The sequence below is a fragment of the Caballeronia sp. M23-90 genome (assembly GCF_053574605.1).
In genome coordinates this window covers 1-255 of sequence record NZ_JBSIPA010001060.1, presented here as the reverse complement: position 1 = coordinate 255, position 255 = coordinate 1, and the positions used below count along the sequence as shown (strand labels likewise).

Here is a 255-nt window from a genome sequence, read left to right as displayed (position 1 = left end):
CCACGCGGCGACGAATGTCCGCTTCCGCTTCGTCGGGCGTCTGATAGCGGCTCTGGATCTCGAACGCGACTTCATTTGCGCCGCCATGCTTCGGGCCACGCAACGCGCCGATACCGCCGGTTATCGCAGAATACATGTCCGATCCCGTGCCCGCGATCACGCGGCAGGTGAACGTCGATGCGTTGAATTCGTGCTCGGCGTACAGAATGAGCGATGCATGCATCGCATCGACCCATGATTTCGATGGCTCGACGC

General features: G+C 61.2%; 1 protein-coding gene. It reads right to left on the bottom strand.

Going from position 1 to position 255, the window contains the following annotated elements; genetic code table 11:
- Positions 1 to 255, bottom strand: a 255-nt coding sequence (locus ACRXB1_RS37805) for a citrate/2-methylcitrate synthase (protein WP_449494987.1), incomplete at both ends; no start/stop codon positions are given.